Origin of the sequence: Microbacterium sp., from assembly GCF_031988965.1 — a bacterium.
In the GTDB taxonomy this organism is placed as follows: Bacteria; Actinomycetota; Actinomycetes; order Actinomycetales; family Microbacteriaceae; genus Microbacterium.
In genome coordinates this window covers 1-25,585 of the sequence record NZ_DALZXX010000007.1, presented here as the reverse complement: position 1 = coordinate 25,585, position 25,585 = coordinate 1, and the positions used below count along the sequence as shown (strand labels likewise).

The following is a 25,585-nucleotide window of genomic DNA, read 5'->3' as shown; positions in this document are numbered from 1 at the left end:
CGGTGGGGGAGGGACGGCGACAGACGGCGCATCGTGCTCATCATCGTCTCGGCGGTCGCAGTGGTCTCCTTCGCGGCTGCCGTGGTCTACACCGCGGATTCGCCCGCTCAGGCGTACTTCGTGACGTTCACCCGCGCCTGGCAGTTCGCGGTCGGTGCGGTGATCGCGTTGGTGCCGGCCGCGCTGTTCGGACGCCTGAACGCGCTCGCCGCGTCGATTCTCGCCGTCGCGGGTTTCGCGGGTATCGCCGTGGCCGCCTTCCTCTTCGGCTCGCAGACGCCCTATCCGGGAGTCGCTGCGCTGCTGCCGGTGCTCGCGACCGCCGCTGTCATCGTCGCCGGAACCGGACGACGAGCGCCGCTGTGGGCGGTGTCCGTGGCCACGGACGCGCGGCCCGTGCAGTGGCTCGGAGACGTGTCCTACTCGTTGTATCTCTGGCACTGGCCGCTCATCGTGCTCACTCCGTTCGCGATCGGCGCTCCGCTGTCGTGGTGGTCGAGCGTCGGCGTGCTCGCGCTCGCGCTCGTGCTCGCGTGGGGGAGTCGCCGGTGGGTGGAGGTCCCTGCGCAACGGGCGACATGGTGGCGCCCGCTTCGCCGGGCGTACGCCGGTGCGGGCGCGATGATGGCGGTCGTCGCGCTGACTGCGGTGCTGCTGCTCGCCGCCGCTGCTGCTCGCGGCGCAGTACCCGAGGGAGATGCTCCCGGCGGTGGGGCCTGCCACGGAGCCGCTGCGCTCGCGGATGCTGCGGATTGCGACCCGTCCGTCGAGGTGGCTGATCCCGTCGTGACTGATCGCGATGCGTACTTCGGCCTGGCGGCCGAGTGCGGCGACCTCACGACCCGCCTCGCGTTCGATGGGCGGCAGACGACACGGGAGTGCGACTTCTCTCAGGGTGATCCGGGCCCACGTGTCTGGCTGGTGGGTGACTCGCACGCCGAGCAGTGGCAGGCGGCGCTGTTCCCGATCGCGAGAGAAGAGGGCTGGCACCTCACCATCAGCTCTTTTCCCGGCTGCCCGCCTGCCGATGTGGCGTTCATCGGCTTCGACGCCGCGTGGGGTCCCGTCGACTACCAGCGCTGCAGAGACTGGTCCTCGGCGCTCTCCGACCAGTTGATCGCAGAGCGGCCCGATCTCATCGTGACCTCGATGGCGGCTCGGCAGCAGCTGGTCGACGACGGCAGCGGTCGCACACACGACGACCAGTTCGTCGACGGGCTGCGGAGCACCTGGAGCCGCTGGGCCGATGCCGGCAGCGCGGTGATCACGATCGCCGATACGCCGCTGAACGGCGACGTCCGTGATCTGGACTGCCTGGTGCTGAATCCCGCGGATCCTGCGGAATGCGCGGTGCCCCGAGAGACCGCTCTGCCTCCGGATCCTGTGGCGATTGCGGGACAGGCCCCGATCCCAGGCGTGTGGCCGGCTGATCTGACCTCATCCCTGTGCGATGAAGACGACTGCTTCGCCGCGATCGGCGGCGTCCCGGTCTACTACGACGCCGATCATCTGAGCAGTGCCTACGCCGCGACCCTCAGCGATCGACTGCGCGAGGTCGTGGGTGCGGCGTTGAGCGGAGTCGCCGGCTAGACGTCGCGATCCGGCAGATCATCGGAATCCTGGGATATTGTCGAAGAAGCGTCTCCGCTGACCCGAATCTGCGGAGGCCTCACCCCCGACGACGTCCGAACGAGGTGCTCGGAGTGCCCACGACAGGGATCGCCGCACGATCAGCGTCGATGTCAGCGCGGTATCGCGCGGACATCGACGGCTTGCGCACGCTCGCGATCGTCCTCGTCGTCGTCTATCACGTGTGGCTCGGCCGAGTATCCGGCGGTGTCGATGTCTTCCTGATGGTCTCGGCGTTCCTGCTGACCGGATCGCTCGCCCGGCGCGCGGTCGACGGCACACCTCTGGCACTGGGATCCTTCTGGAGCCGCCGGTTCCGACGCCTCGTCCCGGCGGCCGCCGTCACGCTGCTCGGAGTGCTCGGCGCGGCCTACGCGTTCATGCCGCCGACGCAGTGGCCACGGATCTGGACCGAGACCCTCGCAAGCCTCTTCTACGTCGAGAACTGGCAGCTCGCGTTCTCCGAAGTCGATTACTACGCCAGGGACAGCGCCGAGACGAGTCCGCTCCAGCACTTCTGGTCGCTCTCCATCCAGGGACAGGTGTTCCTCCTCTGGCCGGTCCTGATCGGGCTCGTGGCGCTCCTGTTCCACCGTCGGCGACACCTGATACGGCCGGCGCTCATCGTCGTCTTCCTGGCGGTCTTCGCCTGGTCTCTCTGGTTCTCGATCGTCGAGACACGAGACGCGCAGGCGTTCGCCTACTTCGACACGCGCACGCGTCTGTGGGAGTTCGCGGCCGGCTCCCTCCTCGCGCTCCTGCTCCCGTTCATCCGTCTGCACACCGTCGTGCGCGCGGTGATCGGTTGGGCGGGCCTCGCGGGCATCATCCTGTGCGGGATCGTCCTCGACGTCCGCGGTGGGTTCCCCGGGTATCTCGCGCTCTGGCCGGTGCTCTGCACGGCCGCCGTCATCATCTCGGGCGCCGCGCCGACGCGTGCCGGCCCAGCCGGGTTGCTCGCCTCGAAGCCGCTGTCCTCGCTGTCGAGCGATGCCTATGCCCTGTATCTCGTGCACTGGCCGATCCTCGTGATGTGGATGGTCGTCAGCGAGACCGACCGGATCGGGGTGCTCGAGGGAATCGCGGTCATCGCGCTGTCGCTCATCGCCGCACGGGTGCTGTCTCGGTGCGTGGAGCGTCCCCTGCGCGGGCCGTCGCGGACCGACCGGGCTACGGCGCTCCGAGGCATCGCGGTCGTCGCCGCGTCCGTGATCCTCGTCGCAGGCGCGACGGGCGGCTGGCGCTGGAGTGAGCAGAATCGCGCGGCCGAGTTCGCCGCGTCGGCCGTCGACTCCGACTACCCCGGCGCGACGCAGGTCGAGGTCTCGCTCGACATCGCGAGCAGCGACGCCCCCATGATCCCGGGGCCGACCGAGCTCGACTCCGAGTGGGCCGCGGTCGGGCCTGCGTGCGCGGGACGATTCGAACCCTCGGCTGCCGTTCTCGACGGCTCATGCAACCAGAGCCCGGACGTCGAGGAGGCGGGCACCAGGATCCTCGTGATCGGCGATTCCCACGCCCAGCAGCTCTCGGCTCCGCTGATCGCGCTCTCCGAGGACCGCGACCTCGCGGTCCTGACGCTTCTGCGTGGCGGATGCACGGTCGGCCTGCTCGAGGAATCGCGGAACGCATCGCAGGAGTCATGCGAGCCGTGGGTCCGTGCATCACTCGACTACGCCGCCGAGATCCGCCCCGACGCGGTCTACATCGTGGTGACCCGCGCTGACGCCGACGAGCCGGAGCGCCTGCTCGACGGGATAGAGGAGGCCGTCGAGTCCCTGCGGGCGGCGGACATCCCTGTGATCGGCGTGCGCGACAACCCGAGGTTCTCGTTCGACATGTACGAGTGCGCCGTCGACGACTCGCAGACGTGCGCTGTTCCAAGGGAAGAAGTGCTGGCGGAGGAGAATCCCGCGTCCGCGTTCTCCGACGTCATCACCATGGTCGACTTCACACCGTGGCTCTGCCCATGGGACATGTGCCAGGCGACGATCGGCAACATCGCGGTGTACATCGACGACAACCATCTCTCGCGTACCTATGCCCGTACGCTCGCCCCTTTCCTCGACAGAATTCTGGCCGAATCCACTCAGGTGGCCCTGCCCTCAGCGTGATCGCAACTCGCGCCAGCTAAAATGTGGAGGCGCGTGCCTCTGCAGGGTGCGCCGAACGTCTTGTCGGTCAGCCTCAGGAAAGTTGCATCAATGGATCTCCTCGTCGTCGGGTCGGGCTTCTTCGGCCTCACCATCGCTGAACGCGCAGCTGCCGCCGGACGGAAGGTGACGGTCATCGATCGTCGTCACCACATCGGAGGCAACGCGTACAGCGAGAACGAGCCGGAGACCGGGATCGAGGTGCACCGCTACGGAGCGCACCTGTTCCACACGTCGAACCCCACGGTGTGGGAGTACGTCAACCGCTTCACGACGTTCACGAACTACGTGCACCGGGTCTACACGAACCACAACGGCGTCGTCTTCCCGCTGCCGATCAACCTCGGCACGATCAACCAGTTCTTCAACGCGGCGCACTCGCCCGACGAGGCGCGCGCGCTGATCACGGAGCTCGCCGGCGAGTTCGACCCGAAGGACGCGCAGAACCTCGAGGAGCGCGGCATCGGACTCATCGGACGCCCGCTGTACGAGGCGTTCATCCGCGACTACACGGCCAAGCAGTGGCAGACAGATCCCAAGGACCTGCCTGCGGAGATCATCAGCCGGCTCCCCGTGCGCTACACCTACGACAATCGGTACTTCAACGACCGGTGGGAGGGCCTCCCGACCGACGGATACACCGCGTGGATCGAGCGCATGGCCGATCACGAGAACATCGAGGTCAAGCTCGACGTCGACTACTTCGACGAGTCGCAGCCTCTCAACAAGAAGGCCACGGTCGGCCAGGTGCCCGTGATCTACACCGGTCCGGTCGACCGCTACTTCGACTACGCCGAGGGCGAGCTGTCGTGGCGCACGCTCGACTTCGAGGAAGAGGTCCTGCACACCGGCGACTTCCAGGGCACGCCCGTCATGAACTACGCGGATGCCGACGTGCCGTACACGCGCATCCACGAGTTCCGGCACTTCCACCCGGAGCGCGAGGACCGCTATCCGAAGGACAAGACGGTCATCATGCGCGAGTTCTCGCGCTTCGCCACGCGTGAAGACGAGCCATACTATCCCGTCAACACCCCGACCGACCGCTCCGGTCTGCTCGCGTACCGCGAGCTCACCAAGGGCGAGCACGACGTGCATTTCGGCGGTCGCCTCGGCACCTATCAGTACCTCGACATGCACATGGCCATCGGCTCCGCACTGTCGATGTGGAACAACGACCTGGCCTGACGGGAAGCGCAATGACAGACAACACGAGCACGGACTTCGTCGCCGTCAACCACACCGTCTTCCCCACCGAGGGCGTCGCAGAGGTCTCGGCCCTGTACGTCGACACGGGCTCGGGCGACGGCTCCCAGCCGGGCGAGGCCTACGAGATCGTGGGCCGGCGCAGCATCAAGGTCTACGCGCACCGGCGTGTCTCGCTGAGCACGTACTTCAATGCCTTCCCGGCGAGCTACTGGCAGCACGGTACCAAGGTCCGCTCGGTGAGGCTCGTCGCCGAGGTCGAGGGCAAGGGTCTGATCTCGGTCTACAAGTCGAGTGCGCGGGGTCGCGCGTCGGCGCTGGCGTCGAAGTCCTTCTCCGACGAGACGGTCGCGTTCGACCTGCCGATCACGTCGTTCATCGACGGCGGTTCGTACTGGTTCGACATCGCCGCCGGAAACTCGGATGCGACGCTGGTCAGCGCCGAGTGGCAGGTCGCGGTTCCTGAGGGATGGACACCGGGGAAGACCACGGTCGGCATCACGACCTTCAACCGCCCGTCGTACTGCCTGAACCAGATCATCGCAGTCGGGCAGAACGAGCACGTCCACGAGGTCCTCGACCGCGTGATCGTGGTGGATCAGGGCACCGACCTCGTCTCGGACCAGCCCGGTTTCGCTGAGGCCGCCGCGCAGCTCGGCGACAAGCTCGAGATCCTCCGCCAGCCGAATCTCGGTGGATCCGGCGGCTTCTCGCGTGCGATGCTCGAATCGCTCTCCTCGGAGGAGAGCCGTTATGTGCTTCTCCTCGATGACGATGCGATCTCCGAGCCCGAGGCGATCGTCCGAGCTGTGCGGTTCGGTGACTTCGCGGTGACCCCCACCATCGTCGGCGGTGGGATGCTCCACCTCGATGACCGCTCGGTGCTCTACACCCAGGGTGAGGTGTGGGATCAGCGCAAGTCCTGGATGCGGCCTTCGGGCGCGAGCGAGTACGACCACGACTTCGCGGAGGAGCCGCTGCGCGAGACCCCGGAGCTGCACCGGCATCTGGGTGCGGACTTCAACGGATGGTGGATGTGTCTCATCCCGACGGCCATCCTCCGTGAGATCGGCCTCTCCCTGCCGGTCTTCCTCAAGTTCGACGACATCGAGTACTCGCTCCGCGCTCGTGAGCACGGCTACCCGACCGTCTGTCTGCCCGGCGTCGCGGTGTGGCACATGGCCTGGCACGACAAGGACCCCACGCGCACGTGGGAGGAGTACTTCATCCACCGCAATCGGGTGATCACGGGCCTCCTGCACTCGCACGTCGCCAAGGGCGGAATCCTCCCGCTGCACTCGTTCCTCGGCGACATCAAACTGCTGTTCATGCTGCAGTACTCCGCCGTCCGGCTGAGGCACGAGGCTCTGCGAGACGTGATGCGCGGCCCCGGCGCGCTTCCCGCGATGCTCCCCGGCAGGCAGGCGGAGATCCGCGCGATGCGCACCGCGTACATCGACTCCGAGGTCGTCGAGGATCTGTCGGCGCTGCCGCCGGTCCGTCGGTCGTCCGTCGCGATCCTCGGTGGTGTGCGGAAGCCCACGAACCCGATCGCGGCGCTGATCCTCGCCGCCCGCGTGGGCGTGCGACAGCTCGTCATCAAGCAGTCGCCGGGCAGCCGACGCAATCCCGAGCGGATCATCCCTGCTCAGGACATCAACTGGTGGCGTTTCGCTGACATCGACTCCGCACTCGTGACCTCTCCCGACGGTCTCGGTGTGGCGTGGTACCAGCGCGACCGAGCGACGATGCACCGCTTCCTCTGGCGGAGCATCCGCCTGAACCTCGGCCTTGCCCGCGGATGGAAGAAGCTCGCGTCCGACTACGCGGTCGGCACCCCGAAGGTCACGTCGCCCGAGCAATGGCGCAAGACCTTCGAGAGCGTCCAGAATGGCTGAGTGTCGTCCGCCGCGTGCGACACATGCGGTCTGAGCACAGGAGCCCCATGAGCAGTTCGACCGTCGGGTCGCCTGGCACGCCCCGCCGCTATGCGCACTCGCTGTGGCTGCTCTCGGGGCGTGATCTGCGCGTCCGCTACGCGACGAGCTTCCTCGGGTACATCTGGTCGGTTCTCGACCCGCTGGTCATGAGCGCGATCTACTGGTTCGTGTTCACGCAGGTGTTCCAGCGCAGCGTCGGCGAGGATCCGTACATCGTCTTCCTCATCGTTGCGCTGCTCCCGTGGGTGTGGTTCAACGCATCGGTGGGCGACTTCACCCATGCGTTCCGCAAGGATGCACGTCTCGTGAAGTCCACCGCGATACCGCGTTCGATCTGGATCAACCGAATCGTCCTGAGCAAGGGGATCGAGTTCCTCTTCTCTCTGCCCGTGCTGGTGCTGTTCGCGGTGTTCAGTGGAGCGACGGTGAGTTGGGGTCTGCTCTGGTTCCCCGTCGCGATCATCATGCAGGTGGTGCTGCTCGTCGGGCTCGGACTCCTCGTCGCTCCGTTGTGCGTGCTCTACTCCGATCTCGAACGCACCACGGGGCTCGTGCTGCGTGCGCTCTTCTACGCCTCCCCGATCATCTACAGTTTCCGAGACCTTCCGGAGCCGTTCCACACGATCGGCGCGTTCAACCCGCTAGCAGGCATCTTCACCCTGTACCGCGTCGGCTTCTTCCCGGATCTGTGGGATCCCGTGCCCGTGCTGGTCAGCGCTCTGATGTGTCTCGGCATCCTCGCCCTCGGCATGTGGACCTTCCGCGGACTCGAGGCCACCGTTCTGAAGGAGCTGTGATGTCGGCCGCCATCGAAGTGTCAGGACTGGGGGTCCGGTTCCGCCGGAATCGGCGTGGCCGCCGCAACATCAAAGATCTGTTCGCCGGGCTGTCCCGCCGGTCCCGTCCCGATGAGTTCTGGGCACTGCGCGACGTGACCTTCACGGTGGAGCCCGGAGAGTCGATCGGAGTGGTCGGACGCAACGGGCAGGGCAAGTCGACTCTGCTGCGCCTCGTCGCCGGGGTCCTGCTCGCGGACGAGGGCACTGTCTCCGTGAACGGCGGCGTCGCGCCGCTGATCGAGATCACGGGCGGGTTCGTCGGTGACCTCACGGTGCGTGAGAACGTGCGCCTGACCGCCGGTCTGCACGGAATGGGCAGGAACGAGATCTCGCGCCGGTACGACAGCATCATCGCGTTCGCCGAACTCGCCGGATTCGAGGACACGCCCTACAAGCACCTCTCGAACGGGATGAAGGTGCGACTCGCCTTCTCGGTGGTCTCGCAGCTCGACGAACCGATCCTCCTCGTCGACGAGGTACTGGCGGTCGGTGACAAGGCCTTCCGTGACAAGTGCTACCGGCGAATCGACGAGCTGCTCGCCGAGGGACGCACGCTGTTCTTCGTCAGCCACAACGAGCGCGATCTCCGCCGCTTCTGCACGCGCGGGCTCTACCTCGACAAGGGAGCACTCGTTCTGGACGCACCGATCGCCGAGGTGCTCGATCGCTACAACGAGGACTACAACTCCTGATCGGAGTCCGGCGGAGCCGTCTGGGTCAGAGACCGACGACACTCCGCACCGCGTCGGCGGCGGACAGAGCCGACGACACCGCGCCGGATGAGTCGCCGCCCGCGGACACCGCGGACCTCAGGTCACTGAGCGCCTGAGCGTACGCCGCGACGCTGGCGTGCCAGTCCGACTCGATCGACGCGGGAGGAGGTGATTCCGACAGCCGCTGCGCGTCATTCTGCAACGTGTCGACGACGTCCACAGCATCCTGTCCACTGGTCTCTCCGATGATGTCGAGGCCGGTCAGAGCGTCGTCCAGCCATCCCTGCACCGTGTCGCGGAACACGCCGACACTGGGATCGGCGGGCGGCGGGGGAGTCGTGATCGGAGTCATGGTCGGCTCCGGTGTGGGCGTCGGTTCAGCAGTCGCTGTCTCCGTGGGTGCGGGAGTGGCCGAGGGACTCGAGGTGGCGGTCGGAGTGGCCGACGGCGACGGAGTGCCGCTCGCGTCCGGCGCGGGCGCGCCCCCTCGCGGCAGGAGGAACAGGAGCAGCACGGCAGCCACCAGGAGCGCGGCGATCGACAGACCGACGATCAACCAGATACGACCGCGGTTGCTCGGCTTCGGAGGCAGAGGCGCCCAGCGCAGCTCGGGCTGTGGCTCGTCCGTCATGTTCGTCAGTCCTCCAGGGGAGCCATCGGCTGCCAGGATCGGTCGCGGCCGAGCCGCCCGCCTTCCCGGAGTCCGCGGAACAGGTTGCTCGTTCCTCGCACCGTGCGCTCGACGAACACCAGGCGGATCAGCTCCTTGGCGAAGGTCATCGCGGTTCCGAGGCCGAAGAGCACCGGGTTGTACACGCCGTGCACCCGGTAGTAGTTCTTGATGTACGCGCGGTTGCGCATGATGTAGAAGCGGTACGCGTTGCTCGACGCGTTCATGTGGCGGATGCCCATGTCCCACTGCTTGATCTCACGCGTGCGACGGAGGACGAACTCGTCGACGATGACGGCGGTCGTCTTGCGTGAGGCGAGCCACCCGTACATCTGGTCATCCCAATAGATGAAGAACCGGGGGTCTGGCAGCCCGATCTGCGTCACGATGGAGCGGTGGATGAACATGCCCTCGAAGCATCCGCTGTTCATCTCCTTGAACCCGGAGGCGTCGAAGCCCGAGGGTGCGAAGGGGATCGGGATGCCCATGCGTTCGGCGATCCGGTACTGCCAGTAGAACTCGCTGCCGTCGTAGTCGTAACGGCGGCCCTGGATGCTCTTGAAACGCGGCGTCCACTTGCCCATCTTCGCGAGCCCGTCGGGAACGACCTCGACATCGTCGTCCATCATCCAGATCCACTCGGAGCCGAGCTCGTACGCGGTGCGCATGCCCTCGCTGAAGCCGCCCGAACCGCCGGTGTTCGTCTCGAGGCGACGATAGACGAGCTCGGTGCCGAGGCGCGGGCGGAAGGATTCGACGACATCGGTGGTGTCATCGGACGACGCGTTGTCGATGACCACGACGTGACCGGGCTTCGGCTCCATGCCCGTGATGCTCTCGAGGAGTCCGGTCAGGAGATGCGAACGGTTGAAGGTGACGATGACGATCGTCGCGGACGCCGGTTCGAAGGGGACGTGTGTCACGAGGTGGGATCTCCGGAAGCTGTGGGCCCCGCGGGTCGCCGCGAGCTGAGACCAGCCTACCTGGCCTCGTTCGGAATCCCCCGAGGGCGCGGGGACGGATCTAGTACTCGGAGCGAAGCGTGGGGATCGCGCCGGTGTGGGCGGCGTCGATGTTCTCGCGCCAGGATCGGGACTGTCCCGCCCGGAGCGCGCACAGCACGAGCATGAACCACCCTGCACCCACGATCGTGAAGCTCTCGAACATCGACTCGACCGCGAGCGTGACGAGCATCAGCGGGGTCCAGGCGTACACGACCGAGCGGCGTACGCTCGCGACCAGCCAGGACCGCACCAGGGCGACACCGCCCAGGAGCAGGAACAGCACGAGACCGGCGGCCCCGAGCTGCAGCAGGACGTCGAAATAGGCGTTGAGTGCGCTCTGGTGTCGATCGGCGAGTTGGAAGTTGATGAACGTGAACGGGTATTCGCCGCGTGCCCAGGAGCCGAACCACCCCCACCCCTCGATCGGCTTCAGCGCGACGAAGTCGAGGATCTTGTTCCACAGCGTCGCGCGGATCGAGAAGTCGGATCCCGCATTCATCAGGGCGATGATCGAGTGACGCAGCAGGAAGGCCGCCGCGAGGGCCAGAGTCACCAGCACGCCGAGCACCCACTGCACCAGCGAGCGTCGTTCCGGCGGGGCATGCCGCACGATCGTCAGCGCGACGGCGACGGTGGTCACCGCGGCCGCGAGAACGAGCACGGTCGGAGACGCCGAGAGGAACGCGAGCAGGAGCGCCAGCCCCATCGAGGGCACCGCGATCCGGGCGTTCAGAGACTGCGAGCGCCACTCGACGAAGAAGGTGATGAGAGCGATGACCGTGACGAACCCGAGCATGTTGCGGCTGCCGAAGATGCCCTGAACGGGCCCGCCGAGCGCGAGATCACCCTGGATGCCGAGGAAGACGAACGGCAGATCGAGCAGGATCCCCGAGAGGATCTCCAGCCCGAGCGAGAGAGCGAGGAGGGCGCGCAGCGTGTCGCCCAGGGCACGGACGGTCTGCAGCGTGTCACGGATGTGCCCGACCGTGATCGCGAGGAACGCGAAGCCGAGGAGCTCGAGCCAGCCGAACAGCGAATCGCTCTTGTCGGTCGTCCATGCGATGCTGACCAGCGCCCAGGCGAGGAAGGCGAGCAGCGAGGAGGGGGCGATGCGCAGCAGCGACAGCTCCTCGCGACGGACCCACAGGGTGCCGAGACCGAGCACGCACAGACCGGCGATGATCGTGGCGAGCGTGACCCGCGAGGTCATCCTCTCGATGAGGTACGACCCGAAGACGGCGGCCAGGACGGTGATCGTGAAGGCGCGAGCGAACTCCGCCGAGCCGAGCAGCCGCCCGAGACGGTGTCCCGCCGTCACGGAACCCGCCGCACTCGCTCGCCGCGCTCGATCACTCGCTGCCGCTCGCCGATGCCGACGAGCGGCACGGATTTGATCTTGAACGAGAGCAGGACCAGGAGCATCCACCCCCAGAGCATGATCGGCGTCGATTCGGTGAGCCCCTGCACGAGCAGGACGACCGTGAACAGGCTGGGGAGAAGCGTGAGCGGGGAGTAGTCGCGGTCGGAGTCCAGATCCCACCGCGGCCGGTCGACGGCGAAGAACCAGGACCGCCAGAGCAGGCTGAGGTAGGCGACCGCCATCAGCACGACGCCCAGCACACCGAGCTGCATCAGCACGTCCAGCCACATGTTGTGCGCGTGGAAGACGGTGATGCCGTGGTCCTCGATCCATCCCGCGAACGCCGGGTCGAACGGAACCCACGGGCTCGAGAAGCCGTTGCCGAACAGCGGATGCTCGGCCGCGCGCTCGAGCACCTTCTCCCAGATGACGTCCGAGCGACCCGTGAGGTCGCTGCTCCGGCCGAGGAGTCCGAGCAGGGGCTTCTGCAGGAGCCAGAGCGCGGCGCCCAGCACGAGCGAGCCCCCGATGAAGATCACGTAGAGCCGGGTGCGAGCCCCGGGTGTCGTCGTGCGCCGCATCAGCAGGGCGACGAGGAGCACCACGAGAGCGGCCGCCGCGCACGCGAACGCGGTGGCAGAGCTCGCGCGGAAGAAGAAGAACGCGGCGAGCAGAGTCCACAGGGCCAGAGTGGTGCGCCACCGCGCTCGGGCGGCGAACAGGACTCCGAAGGTGATCATCGCGAACAGGCTGATGATCGCGAGCAGGTTCGAGTTGCCGACGATGCCCTGGATGCGCTCCCCGTCGAACAGATTGCCTCGCACCCAGTACCAGTGCGGGTCGATCCCGCCCTCGGGTCTCTCGAAGAAGTTGGGGAGGATCGGACCGTGCACGACGAGCGCGACCCAGAGCTCGAGGGCGAGGGACAGCCCGAGGATCCACTTGAAGGCGGATGCGAGCGCGCGCACGACCTCATGCCAGGTGAGCACGTGCACGATGAAGAGCGCACTCACCGTGACGGTCGCGAGCAGCGCCCAGGTGAGCAGTGTGGCGCCCCGCCATTGCGACCATGCGAGGGAGAGGAGAGCGAGCACCGTGTATGCGGTCGCGGCCCAGGGGAGCCGTCGCCAGGCGAACGGCTGAGGTCGGCCTCGTGCGATCATCGGCACCCCGATGGCCAGGGTCGCGATCAGGAAGGCGGCGAGCGTGATCACCGCGCCGACCTCGCCGACCAGGTTGTAGATCGCAGAGTGCGCGAACGTCGTGAACAGCACGAGGATGATGTATCCGCGCAGCAGGAGATGCCCCGTCGACTCGCGTTCGGGTGCGCGAGGAGGGGCTGACACCGGGTGCTTCGTGTACTGCGCCATCGCGTTCAGGCTACAGCGCGCGGCCGATGCTGCACCTGATGGGCGGCACGGCGTCGGCGATCCGCCGTGTGCCCATACGCTGGGAGCATGCTTCTGAGCCTCTCCAACACGCCCCGTGACTACGCCTGGGGGTCGCAGACCCTCCTCGCCGAGCTGGAGGGCCGCGCGCCGGCCGTCGTTCCCGAGGCGGAGGTGTGGTTCGGCGACCATCCCGGCGATCCCGCCGACGTGGCGGGTGGAGGCACTCTCGACGCGGTGACGGGCGGTTCGCTGCCGTATCTCCTCAAGCTCCTCGCAGCGGCCTCGCCGTTGTCGATCCAGGTCCACCCGACCGTGGACCAGGCTCGAGCAGGCTGGGCGCGAGAGGCTGGCCTCGCAGCCGACGACCCCGCACGCAACTATCGCGATGACAACCACAAGCCCGAACTGATCGTGGCTCTGAGTGAGCGCTTCGAATCACTGAGCGGACTCCGACCCGTGGTCGACACGCTGGAGCTTCTGGGCGTGCTCGGCGAGCGCCCTGGTGTCTCTGCTCTGAGAGACCGTCTCGCGAGCGGAGACGACGCGCTGGGCGACACGCTCGGCTGGCTGCTGTCCGGCGAGGCTCAGGTCGAGGTGGATGACGTCATCCGAGCCGTGCACGACGCCGCGGCGACGGAATCGGGCGAGTGGGCATCCACGATCCGCGCCGTCTCCGCGATCGCGGACACCTACCCGGGGGATCCCGGAGTCGTCGTCGCGCTGCTGATGAACCACGTCGTCCTCCGCCGCGGCGAAGGGATCTTCCTGCGCGCCGGACTCCTCCACGCGTACGTGTCGGGGCTCGGTGTCGAGATCATGGCGGCGAGTGACAACGTGCTCCGTGGCGGTCTCACACCGAAGCGCATCGACGTGGCCGAGCTGCTGTCGGTCCTCGATGCGACACCCGGGGAAGTGCCTGTGCTGCGACCGGCAGACACCGGGGCCGTCACCGACTACGAGGTGCCCGTCGCCGATTTCTCCCTGCGTCGCGTGGAACTCGCCGGGGCCGACGTCGCCGTACGCGTGTCGGGGCCCACCATGGTGCTCGTCACAGCCGGTTCGGTGACCGTGCGCGGCTCCGCGGGCGGTCCGCTCGACATCGCGGTCGGAACCGCGGCGTTCGCGACTGACGAGGAGCGCGAGCTCACGCTGTCGGGAACCGGCGAGGTCTTCGTCGCGTCTCCGGGTGCCGCGGACGCCGCCTGAGGGCTTTCGCGACACGCCGTACGAGGGTCAAGAACCTTCAAGACACTATTGAGGGTTTACGATCCGCGACTTGACCGGAGCGAATCACACGGGTGTAATTAGTCATGCACGGCCCGCCGAGGGGGCGGAACAAAGGGTTGGAGATCGAGATGACGGGTTACCGTTCAGACGTACCGGAGAACTGGTTCGTCGATCCCATCAACCTCGGTGTTCCCGGGGTTCGAAAGGTCGAAGCCGACGACGAGAACGCTCTCGCCTGGCAGAGTGACGCGCTGTGCTCGCAGACGGATCCTGAGGCCTTCTTCCCTGAGAAGGGCGGATCGACCAGAGACGCCAAGCGGATCTGCACCTCGTGCGATGTGCGTGGCGAGTGCCTCGAGTACGCGCTCAACAACGACGAGCGCTTCGGTATCTGGGGCGGCCTCTCCGAGCGTGAGCGTCGCAAGCTCAAGCGCCGCGCGAGCTGACGGCCGATCTCACCGCTTCGCGACCACGCCGCATCCACTGCTCCGGCGTCCTGCATACCGAGCATAGGCTGACGAGGTCATGCCAGCCCGAGTTCACGCCATCATCGTGGCGCGCCCCGGTTCTTCCGCTCGCGCGCAACTCCTCCGCACTCTGGATGCTCTTCGCTCCCAGACGGCGCCCCCCTCCCACATCACCCTCGTGATGTGCGGCGATGCGACGACCGCACGCGAGAGCGAGAACGTCGCGGCGAGCGTCGAGGGAATCATCGAAGCGCGCAGCGGCACCACCTTCGCGGATGCCGTGGGCCTCGCGATGCCCCGGGTGGCTCAGGGGAGTGCCGTGTGGCTCCTCGCTCACGACACCGCTCCGCATCAGCGCGCGCTCGAGAGACTCGTCGGAACTTTGGAGCGGTCGCCGTCCGCGGCGATCGTCGCCCCCAAACTCGTGCAGACCGACAACGACCGCGAGATCGTGTCGCTCGGGGTGAGTATGACCGCGCTCGGACGCTCCGTCGAGCTCGCGTCGGGCGAGCTCGACCAGGGGCAGCACGACGGCACCGACGATGCGCTGGCAGCCGATGTCCGCGGTCTCCTCATCCGTGGCGAGGTGCGTGACCGGCTGCGGCCCGATCCCGCGCTCGCCGGAGCGGACGAGGGGCTCGACCTGGGCGTTCGCGCGCGTCTCGGCGGAGGTCGTGTCGTGCTCGTGCCCTCCGCGAGGGTCTCCGTCTCACCGGACGGACCCGCATCTCTTCCGTCCGGTCGGGGGCGCCGCGCGTACGTCTCGCGTGTCGCCCAGCTTCACCGGCGGCTCGCCTACGCTCCTGCGGTCGCGGTTCCCCTGCACTGGCTCAGCCTTCTGCCACTCGCGCTGTGGCGATCGATCACGCACCTCGTCGGCAAGCGTCCGGAGGCGGTGTTCCCCGAGTGGGCCGCCGCGCTCACCGCGATGCTCCGTGTGGGAGGCGTCGTCCGATCCCGGAGAGCGATCGCCGCCTTCCGCTCGTCGAGCTGGTCGAGCATCGCTCCGCTGCGCGTCAGCAACCGTGACCTGCACCGACGGCTCGACGACGGCCACGGGAGCGAGGGCGGCGCGGCCAGCGAGCTGCACTTCTTCTCGGGCGGAGGGGCATGGGTCGTCCTCGGGGCGCTCGTGGTGAGCGTCGCCGCGTTCACCAGCCTTCTGGCGTGGCCCGTCGTGGGCGGCGGGGCGCTGCTCCCGTTGCGAACCACGGTGGCTGCGCTGTGGAGCGATGCGGCGTGGGGGCTCCGCGGGCTGGGTGTCGACGTCGTCGGCCCGGCCGATCCTTTCGCAGCCGTGCTCGCCGTTCTCGGCTCGCTCTGGCCGGCAGGCCCGTCGTTCTCTCTGGTCCTGCTCTGGATCCTCGCCCTGCCGCTCGGCGTTCTGGGTGGGTGGTTCGCGGCGACCCGCGTGACCGATCGAGCAGGTCTGCGGATCTTCGCCGGTATCGTGTGGGCGCTCGCACCGACGTTCCTCACGGCGCTCGTCGACGGCCGCCCGACCGGTGTCCTCGTGCATGTGCTCCTTCCGTGGCTGTTCCACACCGCCGTCGTCGCCCACCGTTCCTGGGGCGCCGCCGGGGCCGCATCTCTGCTGTTCGCCGCGGTGGCCGCGTGCGCGCCCTCGCTCATCCCCGCGCTTCTGGTCCTGTGGATCGTCGCACTCGGCATCACTCTCGGAGGCGCGCGATTCCGAGGCGCGGCGCGGCTTCTGTGGGTACCCGTGCCCGCAGCGGCCCTCTTCGCACCTGTCGTGGTCTGGCAGCTCTCCCACGGGAGCCTGATCGCGGTACTGGCCGATCCCGGCCTCATCTGGGCAGGCCCCCAGGCGACCGCAGACGCTGCCGGTCGGCTCGCCCTCGCCTCAGGATTCCCCTCCGGCGACATCGCCGGATGGCTGGCGGTCGTCGGCCCCACCCTGGCGCCGTGGGCGGGCATCCTGCTCGCGCCCCTCGCCGTCCTCGCGTTGCTCTCGACCGTCGCCCCGCGCTGGCGGGCGGGCATCACGCTTCTTCTCGTCGCGCTCAGCGGATTCGCCACCGCCTTCCTCGCAGTCGGCATCACCGTGTCCTTCGCCCAGGGAGCAGGGGTCGCGATCTGGCCGGGAGCGGGTCTGAGTCTCGCCTGGATCGGTCTGACAGGCGCCGCGCTGGTGACGCTCGACACGGCCCTGACACTTCCCCGCGCGAGACTCCTGAGCGCCGCGGTCGCCGGTGTGGCCGTCGCCGCCTGCGCCGTTCCCGCCCTGGCCGCCTTCCACCTCGGACGCTCAGCTCTCACGGAAGGCCCTGAGTCCTCGCTGCCCGCGTACATCGCGGCTCAGGCCGTCGACGACCGCCCCGTCGGAACTCTCGTGCTCACGCCGCAGAACGACGGCGGGCTCTCCGCTGAGGTGGCATGGGGGGCGAGCGAGACCCTGAGTGCCCAGACGACGATCCTCTCGACGGCCACCGAGATCCGCGGCACGGACATCACGACCCTCGCGGTCGACCTGCTCTCTGCCCGCGATTTCGACGGCGCCACCGATCTGGGCGAGCTCGGGGTGGGGTACGTGCTCCTGGCCGAGCTCCCCGAGGATGTGTCCGATCGCGCACGCACCCTGCATACGGCGGCGGTGACCTCGCTCGACCAGCGCGCGGGATTCGTGCAGGCCGGCACGACCGACCGCGGCGTCCTGTATCGACTCGAGGCGGATCCTGCTGAACGCGCTCCGCTGACCGCGGGCCAGCAGGCCACGGCGCGGCTCGTCATCACGGTGCAGCTGGTGCTCGTCTTCGCCGCGCTGCTGCTCTCGATGCCCACGAGGGCATCCCGCCGTGCCGCGCGTGCCCGGTCACGGATCGTCGGCCGAGCCGCCGATGAACCTCTCGTCCTGCCCCGTCACGTCGACGAGTTCGACGATGAGCACAGCGGAGCGACCACGGCACCGGTGAGCTCGGACGTGTTGCATCCCGAACCGACCGCGGAGGTACCCGAGGAGCGTTCGGCGGGCATCGTGCCCGAGGCGACCGAGGAAACCGTGAACGCTCCCCAAGCAGGGGCCCGTCGTACCGAGGAGGACCCCCGATGAGCCCCAGCCGTGCATTCCGGGTCGCCGCGACCAGCGCGCGCGTGCTCACCGGGGTCGTCGTCGCGGCAGCGTGCGTCGCCGGTGTCGTGGTCGCCGTCCCGCTCCAGTGGCCGACGGTCACCCATGAGGCCGCCCAGGCCGACGTCACTCCTCTTCCCGGTGACACCGTGCTGGTGTGCAACGGCGACTTCCGAGCGATCGGCAGGAACACGGCCGACTCCCTCCAGATGGTGCCGGCGGCCTCGCCTCGGCTCACGGTGGAAGGCTCCTCCGAGGCGCCGCAGTCGTCGTTGCTGAGCGTGGAAGACCTTGAGGGCAGCGGCGGGGTGCAGAGACTCACCGGCGCGGTCGAGGGGCGCACAGCGCCGCTCATCGGCGCGACCGAGTCGGTGAGCCTCGCCGAGGCGGACCTGTCCGGTTTCGCAGCGGCGCCATGTCGCCCGGCGAGCACGGAATCGTGGCTCGTCGGCGGAACCGTCGAGACCGGGACCGAAGACCTCATCGTCCTCACCAACCCGGGCGCGGTGCCGTCGACGGTGTCGCTGGTCTCCTACGGCTCCGTGCGCGGGGCCACCTCCGTGATCGTTCCCGCCGAATCGCAGGTCGCGCTGCCGCTGACTTCCCTCGCCTCCGGGTCGGATCTCCCGGTCGTGCACGTCACGGCGACGGGGTCACCCGTGCGTGCCGTTCTCCAGTCATCGCAGACCCGCACTCTCGATCCGGTCGGAGTCGACCTGCAGGACTCGGTCGCAGCTCCGCAGCAGCATCCGGTCTTCCCGGGCATCGAGGTGTTCGAGAGCGACGGCGACAACTCGCGCATGGCGGTGCTGCGACTGCTCTCCCCGGAGCGCGACGCCCAGGCGACGGTCACGGTGCGCGCTGTGGGCGAATCGGCGGTGGTCACGGAGTTCACGGTCGCTCTGACCGCGGAGCAGCCCCTCGAGATGTCGTTGTCCGATCTGCCTCCCGGTCAGTACACCGTGGCGGTGGATGCGGATGAACCGGTGCTCACCGGAGTCCGGATCCAGGACGGCGCCGGCCCGCAGTCGGACTTCGCGTGGGTCATGCCGGCGCCCGAGTTCGACGATTCTCTGCTCGTCGCCGTCCCTGAGGGGCCTGCTGCGACGCTGATCGTCGTGAACGACGAGGAGTCCGATGCGGTCGTGCAGCTCGAGACTCCTGGCGGGGGAGACCCGGTCGAGATCACGGTCCCCGCGCGCTCGTCAGCGTCGGTCGACATCGACGGCGACACCGTCTACTCGGTGAACACGTCGGGCCCGGTGCACGCGGAGGTCGCGATGATCGCTCCCGGCGCGCTTGCTGCATGGCCGGTGTGGCCGACCGCAGGTGCGCAGCAGAGCATCACGGTCTATCCCTGACCGGACGAGTCCTGGCGGCACGCTGCACCTGTGAGTCGGAGGCCTCGCGCAGCGATCGCCTCAGTGGTCGTGCCCGCCGAAATCCCAGGGCTCGCGACCGACGTACTCCGCGGCGGCCCGGAACACCGCGCTCTCGATCGCCATGCGTCGGTGCGCGCCGTCGTCGTGGCCCGGCGGAAGCAGACGTTCGATCGGAAGCCGGAAGAGCACGATCCGCCGCTGCTCACGGTCGAGATACCATCGCGGCACGTCGTCCCCGGCGTCGAACGACGGCATGGCTCCGATCTCGAAGCGCACATCCTGCAGTTCGGGCCAGGTTCCGCGGAGGAACTCGACCGCGGTTCCGACGGTGAGATCGAAGCGATCGATGCGACCGTCGAGCGGCGCGAGGGGAGGGCGTACGACCTCGCTGCGTCCGAGGCGACCGTGTCGCCCATGGCGCGCTCCGCGGCGGGGTGCGGCAGAGGCGCGGGGGCGACGGGGCATAGCGAAAGTCTAGGCGTTGTCCCCGGGCGTCGGCGGCGCGGCGTGCAGGCATGAGGAGCGAGGGGTCGTAGCCTGACGGAGATGGACGGACGACTCTGCTCGAAAGTGGGCTGTGCCCGCGAGGCCGTGGCCACGCTCACGTACGACTACGGCGACCAGATGGCTGCGCTCGGTCCACTGGGGATCGCGCATCATCCGCATGCCCACGATCTGTGCGCACCGCACGCGGAACGTCTCTCGGTCCCGTCGGGCTGGCTGGTCGTCAGACACGAGGCGCTTCGCGCCTGATCGAGGGATGACGGGGCTCCGCGCGTATCGTCCCTGCCGGATCAGACCCCGATCCGGCGTCCGGTCAGCTTCTCCGCGCGGCGATCAGCAAGCTGCAGAGCCCGTCTTTCGCGCTCGCGGCGCAGCACGGTGATCCCGACGAGCACCTGCTCGGGAGGTGCGGACGGAAGTGGCGACACGAACGGGGCGGCTTCCGAGAGGAGGTCACGTGCCACACGGTCTCGCGCACCCGGCACCATGCGGGGAGCGCTCTGAAGGAACTGGGAGATGCGTCGGGCGAGCCGGTCCGGGAGCCGCGCCACGTCCGCGATCTGCGCCCAGCCTTCGAGAAGCGGAGGCATGACGGGCACGCTGGCGACGAGGCGCGGGGTCCGCACGCGCTGACTGTACGTGCCGGCGACCATGTCGCCCAGACGCTGGGATCGCGCGCTGAAAGCGCCGGAGAGCACGGCCACGCTGCCGAGCGTCATGTAGATCTCGAGCACTCCGAGCAGGGCGCGGATGAACGCGTGGCGGAAGCCCGTCGCACCACCGTCGACACGCACGATGCGTCCGCCGACCGCCAGCTTGCCGAGGCTGCGCCCCTTGAGCGCGACCTCCATGGTGATCGGCAGGACGACGAAGCTGACCACGATCGACACGACCAGGGCGATCCTGTCCGTCGTCTCGTCGAGCGCTCCGATATCGGCCAGCCAGACGCGGAGGAACACCGTGAGTAGGAACACCCCGAGTCCGACGAGCAGATCGATGATCGCGCCCGCCGCTCGAAGCACGAAGCCGATCGGCTGCACGTCGATGGCGACGGCCTCGCCGGAAAGCACCTCGTCAGACGTATCGAGCGGCGCAGACATGAGTACAGTAAATCAGGTGGATGCCGATGCGTTGACCGATGCGCGCCGCACCGAGTGGGAGCGGCTCGACCACCTCAGTCGCGCCCGGCTCGACGGTGCGGGCGTCGACGAGCTGATCGTGCGATATCGGGCCGCATCGGCAGATCTCGCCGAGATCAAGACCTCAGTGGGCGAGTCGCCGCAGGGCGCCTACCTCTCGACGATCCTGGTGCGAGCACGCCTGCGCCTCACCGGCGCGTCCGACAGCATCCTCACGCAGGCGGCGAGGTTCTTCTCACAGCAGCTGCCTGCGGCTCTGTATCGGCTGCGGTGGACCACGCTGATCATCGCCGTGGCGTTCATCGCCGTGGCGGTCGGCACTGCGGTCTGGATCTCGTCCGACCCCGCACTCGTCGCGACGCTCGGCCCGCCCGACGCGCTCGCACAGTACGCCGACGAGAGCTTCACCAACTACTACACCGAGAACCCTGCAGCGGTGTTCATGGGGATGGTCTGGACGAACAACGCCTGGATCGCCCTCCAGTGCGTCCTGTTCGGCATCACCGGGATCTGGCCGATCAACGCCCTGGTGCAGAACGCGATCGGCCTGGGGACGTCCGGCGCCGTCATGGCCGCCCATGACAAGGCGGACGTCATGATCCTGTACATCCTTCCCCACGGCATGCTCGAGATGACCTGCATCTTCGTCGCGGCGGCAGGAGGACTGCACCTCTTCTGGTCGTGGGTCGCCCCGGGCGACCGGTCACGCGGCGAGTCGCTCGCCGCAGAAGGACGTTCGCTCGCCACCGTCGCGATCGGACTCGTCTTCGCGCTGTTCCTCGCGGGCCTCGTCGAAGGATTCGTGACGGGATGGTCGCTCCCGTGGCCGATCAAGATCGGGATCGGCGCTGCGGCTCTGGCCGTGTTCCTGATCTACATGATCGTCGTCGGGGGCCGGGCCCATCGGCGGGGCGAGACGGGCGACCTGATCGAGTACGAGGCAGGTACACCGCGGCTCGTGGCAGGCTGACAAGCGACGAGTGCCTCAGAGTCGTCCTGCGGCCTTGAGTTCCAGATAACGGTCGGCGATGCGAGGTGGCAGCGCCTCGGGGTCTGCGGCGATCGCCTCGCCGCCTGCGCGTCGGATCGCTTCGGCCACGTTCTCCGCATCGCGCATCGTCCGCTCCGCTGCCGCCGCGAGGTACACCTCTTCACGCGAACCGCGCTGTCGGGCGAGAGACGCGATGCCGTCGTCGGTGACCGATCCGACCAGTATCGACGTGGCCCGCGACGCGTCGGGGAGCGCACCGAGGAATCCGCGCGCCGACTCCGCGGCATCCTGCGCGGTGAGCACCACGATCAGCGCGGGACGAGTCGTGAGGGTCCGTACCGCGGCGAATGCGCTCGGCCAGTCCGTGTCGACGAGCCGCGCGTGAACGGGAGCCATCGCGTCCGTCAGAGCAGGCAGAAGCGCGGCCCCGTCGACCCCTGTCACTCGGGCGCGCACCACCCGGTCGAACATGAGCAGGTGCACGTGGTCGCCCGCCCTGGCGGCGAGCGCGGCGAGCAGCAGCGAGGCTTCCAGCGAGGCGTCCACCCTCGTTCCGTCACCGACGCGAGCTGCGGCCGTGCGCCCTGTGTCGATCATGATCACGACATGGCGGTCGCGTTCGGGGCGCCAGGTGCGGAGCATCGTCGTACCGGCCCTGGCGGTCGCACGCCAGTCGATGGAGCGCACGTCATCGCCGCGAACATACTCGCGCAACGAGTCGAACTCCGTCCCCTGGCCGCGTACCTGGAGGCTCGTGTTGCCGTCGAGTTCGCGCAGTCGGGCGAGCCGTGAGGGCAGATGCTTCCGTGAGGCGAAGGCGGGGAGCACACGAATCGCGTCGCGCACTCGGTGGCGTGCCTGACGCCCCGCCAGCCCGAGCGGTCCCCGCGAGCGGATCATCACGAACTCGCTCACGAGCTCGCCCCGACGGCGTGGCTGCAGGGGGAACGACGCGCGCCGACGCTCGCCCGGTGGGACTGTGAGGCGATGGCGTTCCCTGCTCGCTCCCGCAGTCGGCTGCCAGGCATCGCGGATCAGGGCATGCAGGGTGCGCGATCCCCGGTTGTGCAGCGCGACGCTGATGGGCGTGACCTCCCCGAGGCGCACGCGGGCGGGGACACGGCGACTCACGGCGACAGAGCGCGGGCTCGGCGACAGCAGCACGTCGAGCGCGGTCAGCACGATGCACAGGGCGATCCACGCGCCGAGGATCAGGTACGGCGGATAGCCCGCGAGTCCGGTGAGGACCAGCGGAACGACGCCCACGGCGATCGCGACGGCGAGGCGGCCGGTGACGAACACCTAGATCGGCACCCGGGTCTGCTGCACGACCGAGGTCAGCACGGCGTCAGCCGAGACGCCCTCCATCTGCGCGTCCGGACGCAGCTGCAGGCGGTGCCGCCACACGGGCACCAGCATGGTCTGCACGTGGTCGGGAGTCACCGCTGATGAGGCGTTGAGCCAGGCCCAGGCCTTAGCTGCGGCGAGGAGTCCGGTCGAGGCGCGCGGGCTCGCCCCGAGTTCGACCGACGGCGACTGGCGCGTCGCCCTCGCGAGATCGACGACGTATCCGAGCACGTCATCCGTGACCTCGACTCGGGCCGCCGAGGCCTGCGCGGCTCTGATCTCCTCAGCCGTGACAGCGGGCTCGACTCCGGTGAGTTCCCGAGGGGAGAACCCCGAGGCGTGCTTGCGCAGGACGGCGACCTCCGCATCGCGCTCGGGCATTCCGACGACGAGCTTCATCAGGAAGCGGTCGAGCTGCGCTTCGGGAAGGGAATAGGTGCCTTCGTGCTCGATCGGGTTCTGGGTCGCTGCGACGAGGAAAGGGTCCGGCAGTGCGCGACTCATCCCGTCTGCCGAGACCTGGCGTTCCTCCATGGCCTCCAGAAGGGCCGCCTGCGTCTTCGGTGGCGTGCGATTGATCTCGTCGGCGAGAAGGATGTTCGTGAACACGGGGCCGGCTCGGAAGTCGAACTCGCCGGTGCGCGCGTCGTAGACGAGCGAGCCCGTGACATCGCCCGGCATGAGGTCGGGGGTGAACTGGACGCGCTTCGTGTCCAGCCCGAGGGCCCGGGCGAAGGAGCGTACGACGAGGGTCTTGGCCACGCCCGGGACGCCCTCGAGGAGCACGTGGCCCCGCGCGAGAAGCGACACGAGCAGGCCCGTCACGGTCCCGGCCTGGCCGACGACGGCCTTGTCGACCTCCGTGCGCACTCGGTGCATCGCCTGACGAAGCTCGGCGTCGGTGAAGTTCTCAGCGGTCACGTGAGGTCCTCGGTTTCCGTTCTGACGTGGACGTCGGTGGTCACCACGTGCGTGCGCACGAAGGTGGTGTGGCTGTCGGAGCTGGTCTGGGTCTGTCGGGTGAGTGGGGTCATTCGCGCCCCCACAGCTCGTGGGTCGAGTCGTCGACAGCGGCTTCGAGGTCGCTCAGACCCCGGGCGAAGACGATCAGGCCGGCGTCGTCCTCGGGCAGGAGCCCCGCCAGAAGCTCGTGGAGCGAACCCCGGGGGATGCGCAGGCGATCGGCCGCGGCGTCAGCGACCTCCTCGGGTCTCGCCCGTTCGGCGAGACCGAGCTGACGGGCGAGCCGCCGCAGGCTGCCGTCTCTGAGGGCCTCCGCCGCGTGCGCGGCGTCTCCGGCCTTGGCCGTCAGGCGTGCGCGGCCGTGCATCGTCTCCGAGGCGCGAACCGTGACCGGGAGGGTCTCGGCCACGAGCGGGCCGAAGCGCTGACCTCTCCACAGGGCGGCAGCGACACCCGACAGCATCAGCAGGACGATCGCCGGCGTCACCCATCCCGGGGTGAGCGAGCCGAGAGAGTCGGGCATCTCACCCTCGATGTCCGAGTCGTCGAAGCTCGGCACGTACCAGACCACGCGTTCGGACTGACCGAGCAGAGCGAGGCCGAGCGCGGCGTTGCCGTCGTCGGCCAGGTAGGCGTTGCTGAAGAGGCGCGCGCCCTCGACGACGGTGCGGGTCGTCCCGTCGCCCTCGTCGACGAGTACGGCGGCCGCGTCGTCGTCGCCGAAGCAGGCGACCACTCCCTCGGAGGGGGTGAAGAGTCGGTCGGGACGGATGCTGCCGATGTTCGCGAACTCCGGCACGTCGCACTCCGCCGAGACGGGAGCAGAGTCCGGCGTGGCGTTGGTGCCGAGATCGAGCATCGCGAGCAGATGCGTGCTCGAGGAGAGGAAGACGACGCGTTCGGCGGGTTCGAGGAGCTGCGTGACCGCGTCATCGCTGAGGGCGAAGGGATTCGCCATGACCAGAGTCGCGTCGTCGTCGAGTGCGGCTCGCGCATCGGCACGGGATCGGTGCACCTCCACCTCGATTCCCTGATCCTCGAGCATCTGCGCGAGGGCCTTGGTTCCCGAGTCCCCGACGCTCTCGGGATCGAGGGCTCCGCGCTGATCCGGCATCTGCACGCCGACTTGGGTGGCGACGAAGACACCGCCCAGAACCAGCGCGGCCACCACTGCCCATCCGCCCACGGTCTTCAGGCGGCGACCATGAGTCGGGCCTTCCGCGGTGGCGGTCGGAGCCGACGACTCCTCGATGATCGTCATGAGATCACCAGTTCAGGCCGGAGCGCGACGAGTCGGTCGTCTGTCGCGGCGAGCTCGGAATAGCTCTGCTCGGTGGCGGGGTGTCGCAGATATCGGACGTCGTCGAAGGATGCCGCAGCAGACCGTACGGCAGCGGACTCGATGGGGAATGCCGTCGAGATGTCACGGGCGATCGACTGAGCGGTGGCCCCGGGAGCGGGATCGATGAGGTCGCGCTCGAGCAGGCCCCGAGCCAGGGCGCGGAAGCGCAGGACCGTCGCCTCGTCCCAGTCGCCGCTGCGCGCGCTGCGCTCGGCATCCGCGCGCAGCTG

Annotated in this window: 22 protein-coding genes; 12 read left to right on the top strand and 10 right to left on the bottom strand. The window is 68.4% G+C overall.

The features are described 5' to 3' along the window. The 6 genes from RTM68_RS03785 to RTM68_RS03760 all read left to right on the top strand — a co-directional run. Window positions 1-1,590 (top strand): acyltransferase family protein (locus tag RTM68_RS03785; RefSeq protein ID WP_312168401.1); only part of this gene is annotated, 1,590 nt, incomplete at its 5' end. Window positions 1,591-1,703: 113 nt separating this feature from the next. After that, window positions 1,704-3,743: an acyltransferase family protein gene (locus tag RTM68_RS03780; RefSeq protein WP_312168398.1), complete on the top strand. Its 2,040-nt coding sequence runs from the start codon at window positions 1,704-1,706 to the stop codon at window positions 3,741-3,743. A 90-nt stretch (window positions 3,744-3,833) separates the two neighbouring features. Continuing rightward, complete coding sequence (gene glf, locus RTM68_RS03775) at window positions 3,834-4,970, top strand: UDP-galactopyranose mutase (protein ID WP_312168395.1); 1,137 nt, start codon at window positions 3,834-3,836, stop codon at window positions 4,968-4,970. A gap of 11 nt (window positions 4,971-4,981) precedes the next feature. Further along, window positions 4,982-6,886, top strand: coding sequence for a glycosyltransferase (locus RTM68_RS03770; protein ID WP_312168392.1), 1,905 nt, complete (start codon window positions 4,982-4,984; stop codon window positions 6,884-6,886). Between the two features lie 47 nt (window positions 6,887-6,933). Beyond that, a complete protein-coding gene (locus RTM68_RS03765) occupies window positions 6,934-7,725 on the top strand; it encodes an ABC transporter permease (RefSeq protein ID WP_312168389.1) in 792 nt (263 codons plus the stop codon). Next, window positions 7,725-8,459: an ABC transporter ATP-binding protein gene (locus RTM68_RS03760; RefSeq protein ID WP_312168387.1), complete on the top strand. Its 735-nt coding sequence runs from the start codon at window positions 7,725-7,727 to the stop codon at window positions 8,457-8,459. Before RTM68_RS03765 ends, RTM68_RS03760 begins: the two co-directional genes overlap by 1 nt. Window positions 8,460-8,484: 25 nt before the next feature. On the opposite strand, the gene RTM68_RS03755 is transcribed toward RTM68_RS03760, so the two are convergent. From RTM68_RS03755 to RTM68_RS03740, 4 genes are all read right to left on the bottom strand, one after another. Then, window positions 8,485-9,111, bottom strand: coding sequence for a hypothetical protein (locus RTM68_RS03755; protein ID WP_312168384.1), 627 nt, complete (start codon window positions 9,109-9,111; stop codon window positions 8,485-8,487). Between the two features lie 5 nt (window positions 9,112-9,116). Then, entirely contained in the window at window positions 9,117-10,073 is a 957-nt protein-coding gene (locus tag RTM68_RS03750; protein ID WP_312168381.1) for a glycosyltransferase family 2 protein, read from the bottom strand. A gap of 100 nt (window positions 10,074-10,173) precedes the next feature. After that, window positions 10,174-11,472 (bottom strand): O-antigen ligase family protein, encoded by a 1,299-nt coding sequence (locus RTM68_RS03745; RefSeq protein ID WP_312168380.1) that lies wholly within the window; start codon window positions 11,470-11,472, stop codon window positions 10,174-10,176. Further along, complete coding sequence (locus RTM68_RS03740; RefSeq protein WP_312168378.1) at window positions 11,469-12,884, bottom strand: O-antigen ligase family protein; 1,416 nt, start codon at window positions 12,882-12,884, stop codon at window positions 11,469-11,471. Before RTM68_RS03740 ends, RTM68_RS03745 begins: the two co-directional genes overlap by 4 nt. Before the next feature lie 87 nt (window positions 12,885-12,971). Here RTM68_RS03740 and manA point away from each other — a divergent pair, with 87 nt between their 5' ends. The 4 genes from manA (at window position 12,972) to RTM68_RS03720 (ending at window position 19,048) form a co-directional block, all read left to right on the top strand. Further along, on the top strand, window positions 12,972-14,111 hold the full coding sequence (gene manA / locus RTM68_RS03735) for a mannose-6-phosphate isomerase, class I (RefSeq protein ID WP_312168375.1): 1,140 nt from the start codon (window positions 12,972-12,974) through the stop codon (window positions 14,109-14,111). Window positions 14,112-14,260: 149 nt separating this feature from the next. Continuing rightward, the gene (locus tag RTM68_RS03730; protein ID WP_267238708.1) at window positions 14,261-14,578 is read left to right on the top strand and encodes a WhiB family transcriptional regulator; all 318 of its coding nucleotides are present in this window, start codon (window positions 14,261-14,263) and stop codon (window positions 14,576-14,578) included. Window positions 14,579-14,657: 79 nt separating this feature from the next. Then, entirely contained in the window at window positions 14,658-17,669 is a 3,012-nt protein-coding gene (locus RTM68_RS03725) for a glycosyltransferase (RefSeq protein WP_312168369.1), read from the top strand. After that, window positions 17,666-19,048 carry a DUF5719 family protein gene (locus RTM68_RS03720; protein ID WP_312168366.1) on the top strand — a complete coding sequence of 461 codons (1,383 nt, stop codon included), beginning with the start codon at window positions 17,666-17,668 and terminating at the stop codon, window positions 19,046-19,048. Before RTM68_RS03725 ends, RTM68_RS03720 begins: the two co-directional genes overlap by 4 nt. Window positions 19,049-19,108: 60 nt before the next feature. Here RTM68_RS03720 and RTM68_RS03715 read toward each other — a convergent pair whose 3' ends face one another. After that, a complete protein-coding gene (locus RTM68_RS03715; protein WP_228528520.1) occupies window positions 19,109-19,534 on the bottom strand; it encodes a hypothetical protein in 426 nt (141 codons plus the stop codon). An 81-nt stretch (window positions 19,535-19,615) separates the two neighbouring features. On the opposite strand from RTM68_RS03715, the gene RTM68_RS03710 reads away from it, so the two are divergent. Then, the gene (locus RTM68_RS03710) at window positions 19,616-19,822 is read left to right on the top strand and encodes a DUF3499 family protein (protein WP_194764665.1); all 207 of its coding nucleotides are present in this window, start codon (window positions 19,616-19,618) and stop codon (window positions 19,820-19,822) included. A 41-nt stretch (window positions 19,823-19,863) separates the two neighbouring features. On the opposite strand, the gene RTM68_RS03705 is transcribed toward RTM68_RS03710, so the two are convergent. Continuing rightward, on the bottom strand, window positions 19,864-20,673 hold the full coding sequence (locus tag RTM68_RS03705) for an RDD family protein (RefSeq protein ID WP_312168362.1): 810 nt from the start codon (window positions 20,671-20,673) through the stop codon (window positions 19,864-19,866). A 16-nt stretch (window positions 20,674-20,689) separates the two neighbouring features. Here RTM68_RS03705 and RTM68_RS03700 point away from each other — a divergent pair, with 16 nt between their 5' ends. Next, window positions 20,690-21,682, top strand: coding sequence for a stage II sporulation protein M (locus tag RTM68_RS03700; RefSeq protein WP_312168454.1), 993 nt, complete (start codon window positions 20,690-20,692; stop codon window positions 21,680-21,682). Window positions 21,683-21,697: 15 nt separating this feature from the next. Here the strand turns inward: RTM68_RS03700 and RTM68_RS03695 are convergent, their stop codons facing one another. The 4 genes from RTM68_RS03695 to RTM68_RS03680 form a co-directional block, all read right to left on the bottom strand. Next, entirely contained in the window at window positions 21,698-23,005 is a 1,308-nt protein-coding gene (locus RTM68_RS03695; protein WP_312168361.1) for a DUF58 domain-containing protein, read from the bottom strand. Next, window positions 23,006-23,929, bottom strand: a complete 924-nt coding sequence (locus tag RTM68_RS03690) for a MoxR family ATPase (RefSeq protein ID WP_312168452.1) — start codon at window positions 23,927-23,929, stop codon at window positions 23,006-23,008. Between the two features lie 151 nt (window positions 23,930-24,080). After that, the gene (locus RTM68_RS03685; protein WP_312168359.1) at window positions 24,081-25,274 is read right to left on the bottom strand and encodes a DUF4350 domain-containing protein; all 1,194 of its coding nucleotides are present in this window, start codon (window positions 25,272-25,274) and stop codon (window positions 24,081-24,083) included. Further along, a partial coding sequence (locus tag RTM68_RS03680; RefSeq protein ID WP_312168357.1) for a DUF4129 domain-containing protein occupies window positions 25,271-25,585 on the bottom strand: 315 nt, incomplete at its 5' end. The genes RTM68_RS03685 and RTM68_RS03680, both read right to left, overlap by 4 nt.